Genomic DNA, 11409 nt, shown 5'->3' on the forward strand with positions numbered 1-11409 from the left:
TTAAATGCCTGATGTATAATAAATTTTGCATTAATGGGTTCCTATCGTGCCTTTTCCATAAATATTGATTAATGTTCGTAATTGTTAGGATAATCGTGCTGATTTATTATATCATGTGAATCAGTAGCTTTTACTACATTTGATATAATAATTAAATTATATTGTATATTTTTATATTATTTTTTAAATTTTTATGAAAATTGTTTATTAATTTTAATTTAATTTAAACTTATTCCTTAATTTTCATATGTGTGCTGACATTAGTTTATTTTTTAAAGCATTTGCTGCATATTATTTAATCCTGCTGTTTTTTTATGAATTTTATTTATTTTATGATGGTAATTTTGTATTATATTCATATTTTTTTATCAATATTACTTAATTTTCCTATTTTGGCAGTTGATTTTAAATTTTTTTCAGATTTTTCCAAATTTTTCTAAAAGAAAAGGTTATATATTGTTTGAGAGTAAAAATATATACCAATATAAGCGATGATTTTTCGCTTGTTGTGAAATTAAATAAAATTAAAAGAGGTTGCATAAAATGTTAAACAAAAAACAATTATTGATTATTAGTTTGTTTGTTTGTTTTATTTTGTCACTTTCATTTGTTTCAGCAAGTAATCATGTTGATAATCTAAACTTATCATCTAGTGACAATCAAAACAATCTGCAGACAATCGAAGTTGTAAAACTTCAGCAAACAAATGACAGGGGGGTTTTATCTGCCAAGGATGATGGGACGTTCAAGGCATTGGATGCTAAAATAAATGATCCTAATTTAAACGACGGAGATACTGTTTATCTTGAAAATAACTACTCTTATGTTAGTGCCGATGGTGATGCTCTTAAGAATGGTATATTCTTTACAAAGAACATTATTATTGATGGGAAAGGATTTACTATTAACGGAAGCAATGTGGCTAGGATATTTGACGTTGGTAATAACATTGCCAATTCTCATCCTGGAGTTTCTAATGTTACATTGAGAAACATTAATTTTGTTAATGCATACAGTAGTGATTCTTCAGCTAGCACATCATTTGCTGCAGTAGAATTCATCGGTAATGGTAAAATTGAAAATTGTAACTTTTCATATAATCGAGCAGGTTCTGCGGCAGCATTACTGATTGGTTGGGCTACTGATTTTAATATTACAAATTGCCAGTTCACATTTAATAGTGCTAATAATAATGGTGGTGGCGCTATTAGACTAAGAACCGGCGTTGATTCAATTCGCATAATTGACTCTAAGTTTATTAACAACACTGCTCCAACTCAGGCGGGTGCAGTTCATTTTAGTAGTGGTGCGGGTAATCAAAATATTTCTGTAATCAACTGTGATTTCATAAACAATAGTGCTAATAGTGGTGGAGCTCTTTTGTTCCAATGTCCGAATGGTACAGTTAAAGATTCAAGATTCAACAATAATAAAGCTATTGATACACATGGTGGTGCAATCTATTGGGACGGATCTTATGGTAATGTAATTAATTCAAATTTCACAAATAACAATGCAACCTCAGGTGGTGGAGCTATATATTCTACTGGTGCTTCACCAAGTATTACATTATCTAAATTTGATTATAATAATGCTAGTGAAGGTGGTGCTATTTACTTTAGTGGTACTACTAATGGTATAATTACCAATTCAACATTTAATCATAATAATGCTACATCCAATGGTGGTGCAGTATATGTTAGTGGAACATTATTCACTCTTATTGATGTTAATTTTACTAATAATAAAGCAAGTTATGGCGGTTCAATATATCTTGATATAGGTGCATATATTAATCACTGTTTATTTGATAGGGAAACTGCTACTACCGATGGTGGTTCAATATATCTTAATACAATATCTGTTACTGACCCATCATTACTTGCTGCATATCGTGATAAATTAGGTATATTCAACTCAACTATTTCAAACTGTAATGCAGGTCATGATGGTGGTGCAGGTTACGTGCGTGTAAGTTATGGGGTTGTAAGAAATACCACTTTCATAAACAATTTCGCAGGCAATGATGGTGGTGCAGGTTATGTTTATGGAAATTATGGTACATTAATAGACTCAAGATTCATTTCCAACAGGGCTGTCAATAAAGGTGGTGCAGTCATGTGGATAGGTTTCAACGGTACTGCAGACCATGTCAACTTCACTTCCAACCATGCTGTAGGTCCTAACGGTCAAGGTGGTTCTATCGTATGGCAGGGTGTAAACGGTACTATTGACAACTGCAGATTCAATATCAGCACTGCTAAAATGAATGGTGGTGCAGTATATATTGCCGGAAACAATACAAAAATCAAATATTCTGATTTCCAACGCTATAATGCAACAGGTTCAGGTGGAGCAATATATGTGGAAGGTAACAGGGTAAATATCACTGATGATGCATTCTCATATGGTGAAGCCCACTATGGTGGTGCAATCTACATCAACGGTAATGAAACCCGCATAATTGACATTAATTTAACCCGTAACCACGCAACCGTTGATGGAGGGGTAATATATGTTGAAGGAACTGATGCAAAAATAATCCGCACAAACATTACATTTTCATACTCCGAGCATTCCGGTGGTGCGATATACATCAAAGGTAACGATACATTAGTAAAAGATTCTAATTTTACATACACCAACGCTTCAAGTGCAAACGGTGGTGCAATTTATGTAAACGGTGATGATACAGATATCACAAACTCAAAATTCTCCTTAAACTATGCTATTAATGGGGGCGCTATCTATATTGAAGGTTCAAATGCAAACGTTACAGGTTCGGACTTTTCTCAAAACGGTGTAAACCCAACACAAATTGGAAGCACTGGTGACACAAAAGGAGGATCCATCTACATTGCAGGTGACGGCACTGTAATTGATAAATCCAATTTCACACAAAGTAATGCCGGAAATGGTGGAATACTTTACATTTCCGGAAACAATGCCAACATTACTCAATCCAAATTCAAATTCTCTCTCGCTGTTGCAAACGGTGGTGCAATATATGTTGGAGGTATAAACGCTTCAATCCTGTCTTCAAGCTTCCAATTCACCAATGCAACCAACGGTGGTGCAATATACCTTGCAGGAAGCCAAACAAATATTGATGCCAATTTCTCATACTGTTTTGCTAAAAATGGTAACGGTGGTGCAATATATGTATTCGGTGACAACAACAACATTACAAACGCTAACTTCACCATTACAAATGCAATCGGAGGTAACGGTGGTGCGGTCTATGCTGGTGGTGCAAATACCACTTTGGTGAACTGTCATTCAAATATTGCCAATGCTATTCAAACACATCCGGGTACAGGTAACGGTGGGGCAGTATACATTTCAGGAGATAAGGCGAAAATTTCCACATCAGTATTTAACTTCTATAATGCAACCGGAACCGGTGGTGCTTTATATGTTGCGGGAAACAATTTGAACATTTCCCGTTCCGGTTTTGAGTATGGTGAATCCAATATGGGTGGTGCAATCTATATTAACGGTAATAAAACTCATGTGGAACACTCAAATCTGACCCACAACCACGCAAACACAAACGGAGGTATAATCTACATCAACGGTAATAATGCAACAATAACAGATTCCAACCTCAAATATTCATATGCTCTAGCTTCTGGAGGTGCAGTATTTATAAATGGTAAAGAAAATATCATAAAAAATTCTAATTTGTCTTATAACAATGCTTCCGGCGGTTTTGGAGGATCAATCTACATCAATGGGGATTACAACAATATTACTGACTGTAACTTTTCTGCCATGACTTCCAGTAAAAGCGGTGGAGCAATATACATCACAGGGGCAAATACTACAATTTCTGATTCAGACTTTACAGGAACTGTCGCATACAGTGGTGATGGTGGAGCAATCTACATCAGCGGTTTGAATACAACAGTAAAACATTCCACTTTTGAAGACATTTCAATCGATGACGGTGATGGTGGAGCTATTTATATTGACGGAAACCGTGCAAAAGTTGACTACTGTAATTTTACACGTATTTCATCACCTAACAACAAGGGTGGTACAGTCTGTGTTGCAGGAAACTACTCTGAAATTCTCAACTCAAATATGGTGAACTGTTCAGCATTTACAAATGGTGGTGCAGTATATATTGTCGGACATAATGCAACAGTTAGTGCTGATTTTGAAAACTGTGAGGCAACAGGTTACATCCACTATAAGTCTCTGGATTACTATGTTCCAAGCTACGGTGGTGCAATCTATATTGAAGGTCATGACAACAACGTCACCCAGTCCAGCTTTAACAACTGTACAGTGCACTACAAGACAACTGATGCTATTTCCGCTGGTGGAGCAATATATATTATGGGAGAAAGAAACACAATTGAATATTCAACATTCACTCAGGACGTATCTGAAGTTTCAATCGGTGCGGATATCTATGTAAAAGGTAATGATAATAACATCACTCATTCTTCATTCGATAACAGTAAGGCAAGCTCCGGAGGTTCAATATATGTTGAAGGAGACAAGTTTTACATTCATAATTCAACATTTGAAATCTGCCGTGCACCTGGAAACGGTGGAGCAATTTATTTAAGCGGAGACAACGGAACAATAGACAACTGTACTCTTGAAGGAACCTATTCAAACTCAAATGGTGGAGCAATTTACATTTCAGGTCACAATGATACGGTTTCCAATTCTCACTTCAAAAGAAACGACCAAAGGGGAACTGTCGTTGTACAATATGGTGGAGCAATCTACATGGAAGGGGACTTCGGTAAAGTAATAAACTCAACATTCAACCACACAGGAGCAATAAACGATGGTGGTGTAATCTATGTTGCAGGAAACAATGTAACAGTAGACAATTCCAATTTCACAAATGCAAGTGCTAATAATGGTGGTGTAATATATGTGGCTGGAGACTATGCAACTCTCAATAAGCTCCTATGTGAAAACAGCAACTCCACTAAGGATGGTGGGGCGCTCTATATTTTAGGAGAGCACTGTGAACTGCAAAACTCCACATTTAAAAAGAACATTGCTTTGGATGATGGTGGTGCAATCAACTGGAAAGGTGATTTTGGAACAATCTACAACATTACCTGTGAGGACAACAAAGGTATAAGCGGAGGCACTTCCCATTCCAAAGGAGGTACCATTTCCCTTACTGCTAATGACATGTCAGTTAACAAGACAAAAATCACAAACAGTTTCGTTTCATATAATGGTGGGGCAATGTTTGTAACAGGAAATGATGTAAACATCACAGAATCAGATTTCAAAAACTGTCGTGTAAATATCACATTAAACGCAGATGGAGATGACCTTCCTTATGGTGGAGCTTTATATATCTTGGGTAATTATACCAATGTAGTCGACTGTACATTTGATGACTGCAGAGCTAAGGAAGGAGGAATCATATTTGTACAGGGTCATGACGTTACAATTGACAATGCAACATGTACCAACAGTAATGCAACATCAAACGGTGGAGCATTCTACATTCTTGGTGAAAACGCTATAATTTCCAATTCACATGTGACAGATTCAAATGCTACTGTTTCTGGTGGAGCTATTTACATTACTGGAGAATATGCAAATATTACAGGTTCATCATTCAATTTAACTAATGCATTTGGACATACTAGTGATGGTGGTGGAGCAATTTTCGTAGAAGGTAACAATGCAGTTATTTCTTCATCAAATTTCACGGATACTTTTGCAAACTTTAATAATAAAGCTATTGGAGGAGCCATTTATGTTGAAGGGCATGGTGTGAATATTACCGAATCCAATTTCAACAGAACTGGGGCTAACCTTTATGGTGGAGCCATATACATTGATGGTGAAAATACCACAGTTAAAGGCTCAAATTTCACCAACTGCTCAGTTGATAATGGATATGGTGGAGCTATTTACATTAAAGGATACAACACCACTGTTGCAACATCAAGTTTCAAAAACAACAATGCATCCATTAGCGGAGGCGCAATATATGTAAATGGTTTATTAACAAGTATTATTGATTCAAACTTCACTTATAACTATGCAACTACTGGTGGTGGAGCAATATATCTGATCAACTGCCATAATACTACAATTAACGGTTCAACATTTAAAAACAATAATGCTACTAAGGGTTTAGGCGGAGCAGTAAGATTTGACATAGGCACTCTTTATTGTGTTATCGATTCATCAAATTTTGAAAATAACCATGCTAGTAATGATGGGGGTGCTGTTTTCTGGGGTGAAAGTAATTACGGACGTATATTAAATTCTAACTTCACAAATAATTCAGCATCAAGTACCACTGCAGCTCCTGGTGGTAATGGTGGTGCTGTTTACTGGTCAAACGCTATAGGTGGATATATCAATAATTCTAGATTTATAGATAATTTTGTCGTCTATAAAAGTGGAGTAACAAACACTTTCAAAGCTCAAGGGGGAGCTATATTTTGGACAGGAAATCAAGGATTAATTGAAAATTCATACTTCAAAGGAAATAATGCTTCATCAGGTCAAGACCGTAGAGGCGGTGGAGCTATTGGTCTGGCTAAAGAAATGGGGGACTTGCTAGCTAGAAATACTGTTATTAACAATTGTACATTTGAGGAAAATTATTCCCCTCATGGTGGTGCAATTTGTTCCGAACTTTGTCAGAATACTACTATCAAGAATTCACATTTTAATAATAATACTGCAGGAACCGGTGGTGCCATCTACATTGAAAATGCAAGAAACGTTACAATAATTAACACCACTTTCGATGGCAATCATGCAAAAGAAGGTGGAGCTTACTACGGTAACCAATTTTATAATTATAACATAACCATGGATAGATGTAATTTCACAAATAACTCTGCTCAATATGGTGCTGCAATAAAAATAAAAAGGGTTTTCGGTTTGGAGATTACAAATGCTAGATTTGAGGATAATTTAGCTAATGATTCTGATAGAAATGTCGGTGGTGGAGCCATATCTATAAATGAAGTTCAAAATGACCAATCATCAACCATGAAATTAATCAACATTACTTTTATTAATTGTACAACTAAAAGTTCAGGTAATGGTTATGGTGGTGCTCTTCAGTTAAGAACAAATGCCTCTGTTTTGGAGAATATCAATTTCACAGATTGTTATGCGGTATATGGTGGTTCAATAGCATTATACGGATGCACAAATACCACATTTAAGAATATTAATATTAATGGATCAGAAGCAACATCAGGTGGTTCAATATATCTGGAAGGAAGCAGTATTGCTTTTGCAAATGCAACCATTTATGATTCTTATGCCAAAAGCAATGGAGGATCAATTTATGTCCATGGTTCAAATTCAAATATATACAACATAATCATCAGGAAAACAGAATCAAAAGGCAATGGCGGTTCTATTTATGTAGAGGGCGGTAATACTAATATTCATCATATCAATATTACTGATTCAATGAGCTCTGGTGCTGGGGGATCTATTTCTTGGGGAGGTTATAACGGTACTTTAAACTTTGTTAACATTAATAATTCTCACTCAAATGGTGGCGGTGGAGCCGTCTATTGGACTGGTGGCTCTGGAAAATTATATAATACCACAATTAACAACAACATTTATGCTAATGATGGAGGAGCTATTTATTGGACTGGAAATTATGGTACTGTTTTCAATGTAACTATTAATGATACACGCTCTAACGGTTATGGAGGTGCTATTTACTGGCAAGGAAACAATGGAAACTTGACTAAAGTATACATTAACAATTCTGAATCTGCAAAAAGTGCCGGAGCCATTTACTTTAAAAATTCAGCTTCAAGCACAGTTTTAAATAATGTCGAAATTGTCAATTCCGTAGCTAAAGGTACTTCAAATTATGCTAGAGGTGGAGGAGGAATTTATATTGATTGTACTTCCTCACTTGTTATGAATAATGTAAAAATGGATAATGTTAGCGCCCAGTGGGGTGGAGCATTGTATATATTAGGCAATAATGAAAATACCGGTTCAAAAAATAATTTCACAAATTTCACTATACATCTCTCAAAAGCTACAGAATATGGTGGTGCGATTTACATTACTGATGATAATAAAAATGGAGGGGTTGCAGCAAATAATGTTCTAGTTAACTTCACCATAACTAACGCTTCTGCAAAAGACGGCGGTGCAGTATACGTCAAAGCAAGTAATGTCAATAACTGTAAAGACAATAAATTATTAAACTCAACAATTGCAAACTGTACTGCAACCAATTATGGCGGTGCAGTTTACTGGAAAGCTTCAGATGGAATGATCGATAATCTAACTTGCATTAACAACACTGCCAAATATGGTGGTGCAATATATGCCGACACTTACTCATTAACAATTAACAATTCAAATTTCACTTTAAACAAAGCTGAAAGGGGTTCTGCAATTTACACAAATGTTGCGCTATCAATAACCAACACATCATTCATCAAAAATAGGGCTAATTCTGCCTCACTCGACATTGAAGTAAACAGTGCAAACACCCAAGTGACAATAACATTCAAAGGATGGGACAATCTATTGAATGCTATTTATGTAACTTCCACAAGCACACAAATATCTGTTAATAATGTAACCTATTGGGATTATGCAGGGGTTGCAAAAACCGCCACTGAGTCCCTAACTGCTACAACAGTTTCTTCAATGGTTGAAGCAGGTCAAAACATTACAATTGGAATCTATGATCTGGATAACAATGAACTTTATTATGGAAACAAGATTTTAACAGATGTGAATGGTCAAATTACTATCAATCTTGGTTCATTCACTTCATCAAGACGCCTGACAGCTTCAAGATTTGCTGAAATGTTGAGGGCTTCAGGTCCAATCAATGTCTATGCATTCTTAACAAATGAGGATTACTACACTTATATTGAGAATTCACGCGGTACCAAAGCGATATCTCACATCGTTGCATCAGCGGATAATATCGATTACCATCAAAACACTACAATAAATGTGAGCATGGTTGAACCGGCAACAGGCATTGTATCAATTTACATTAATGAAACATTCTATGATAATATTACTCTCAATAGCGAATATAAAGGAAGTTTAATCAATGTTACTACACTAAAATGGAGTAAATTCTTACCTGCAGGCAAATATGAAGTTCTAGCTAAATATTGGGGTGATGACAACTACATGCCAAGCAGAACTACAACCACATTCGTTGTAGATAAGCTTCCTACAAACATCACAATTGATGTGGATGATAAAGGATATAGTTTATACATCAATTTAACAGTTTTTAATGATGATATTCTTGATGTGACAGGTAATGTGACATTGGAAATTGATGGAAGAACATTCACAGTTGATATCAATAACAGTAAAGGTTTCATCGTTGTTGATAATATTGTTCCTGGAACCTACACTATAAATGCAATATATAATGGTGACAGCAATTACTTAAACAGCACAAACTCAACAGACTTTACTATGGTTCGAAAAGACCCGGCATCAATCATTCTTAATGTATCTGACATTATGATAAATGAAACAGAATCAATCAATGTCACTGTTAATGTAAACGGTACTGGAAATCTTACAATCTATGTCAATGGTAAACCATATAATGTAACATTAAATGAATCCAAAGCACAGCTTAATGTAACTGGTCTTCCAAAAGGAACTAATTATGTGCTTGTAATATATGATGGTGACAAAAACTTAACTGGTGGAAGAGTAGAGGATACATTCCTTGTAAGCAAATACAATCCAACAATTAACATCAATACGACAAATATCACTGCTGGAAGTGTTGAAAAGTTAAATATTACACTTCCTAAGGATGCTGAAGGAATTATTAAAGTGAATATCAACGGAACCAAGTATTATGGTGAAATTGAAAACGGAGAAGTAATAATTAATGTGACTGGCCTTAAAGTAGGAGTCTATAATGTAACTGTATACTTCTTTGAAGATGGAAAATACCTGTCTGGAAACAACTCAACACTGTTCAAAGTATCCGTGGCGACTCCAATCATCAGTGTGGCTGTTGACAATGTAACTTATGGCAATCAGACAATCGTTAAAGTTGTTCTTCCAAGCGATGCAAACGGAACAATAACAATCAACATAAACGATACATACAAACTGGAAAACGTTGAACTTGTAAACGGAACATACACATGGACAGTTCCTGGAATTTTAGCCAGTGACAACTACACTGCATCGGTAACCTACTCAGGAAATGCAAAATATGCTGCAAATACAAATTCAACCGACTTTGAAGTCTACAGAGCAACTCCAACAATAACTATTGAGGCTGTTGTAGTCGATGCAGATACAAATGCTACTGTTATTGTTCATATTACTCCTGGAACTACTGGTGATATAAACATTACAGTTAACAATAAGAACTATTCCGGTCCAATAAACAGTGGAATAGCCAGAATAACTATTGACAAATTGCCTGCCGATAAATATGATATTGTTGCTAACTATTCTGGTGATAAAAACTTCACAAATGCTTTAACAACTTTAACAGACGGACTAAATGTTGTTAAAGTGACAGATTACAAAATGAATATTACTGCCGGCGACATTAATGTTGGAAATTACACTAAAATTATTGTAAAAGTCCCAACTGATGCTACTGGTAATGTAATTATCAATCTGAATGGTACAAACTACACTGTAGCTATTAATCAGGGTATTGCAAACTTAACAAACATTTCAACCCTTGATGCTGGTATATACAATGTAACAGCTTACTTTGGAAACTCTAAATATGAAAACAAAACTGCTGAAACTAGATTTGTAGTGTCTAAAGTTGAAACTCCAATTAGTATTGATGTTGATCCGATTAAAGTTGGGGATAAGGCTGTTATTACTGTTACTGCTCCTAAGGATATTTTAAATAATATTTCTATTGAGATTGATGGTGTGAAATATAATAAGACTGTTGATGCTGCTACTGGTGTGGCTGTATTTGAAGTCCAAATTTGGTCTAACGGCACCAGAACTGTTGTTGCTACTTATGATGGTGACAGAAAGTATCTGTTCAATTCCACTACTGCTCAGTTTGATGTTACTAAACGTGTATCTCAATTGAATGTTACTGCTGTTGGTGGAGAAGTTGGCGGCAACGCTACTGTAAGTGTTGAAGTTCAGGACAATGCTACAGGATATGTGACTTTGAATATTAACGGAACTAACTGCACTGTCAATTTAACTGGTGGTAAAGGTTCAGTTAACATTACTGGTCTTGGTAATGGTACTTATTATGTTCATGCGACCTATTTAGGTGACAGACAGTACCTGACAAGTACAAATAATTCTAAAACATTCGTTATGAGTAAAGTCAGTCCTGTTATCACAATCAATGTTGGTAATGTGACTTATGGTAATCATACTGTTATTGTTGTTAGTGTTCCTGGTGCTTCAGGAAACATTACT

Annotated in this window: 1 protein-coding gene; it reads left to right on the plus strand. The window is 35.5% G+C overall.

From position 1 onward, the window contains the following. Positions 1–543 precede the first annotated feature (543 nt). The coding region (locus IJL02_RS11600) for a right-handed parallel beta-helix repeat-containing protein (protein ID WP_292816606.1) at positions 544–11409 on the plus strand (10866 nt) is incomplete at its 3' end.

Origin of the sequence: Methanobrevibacter sp., assembly GCF_017427765.1 — an archaeon.
Classification (GTDB): Archaea; Methanobacteriota; Methanobacteria; order Methanobacteriales; family Methanobacteriaceae; genus Methanocatella.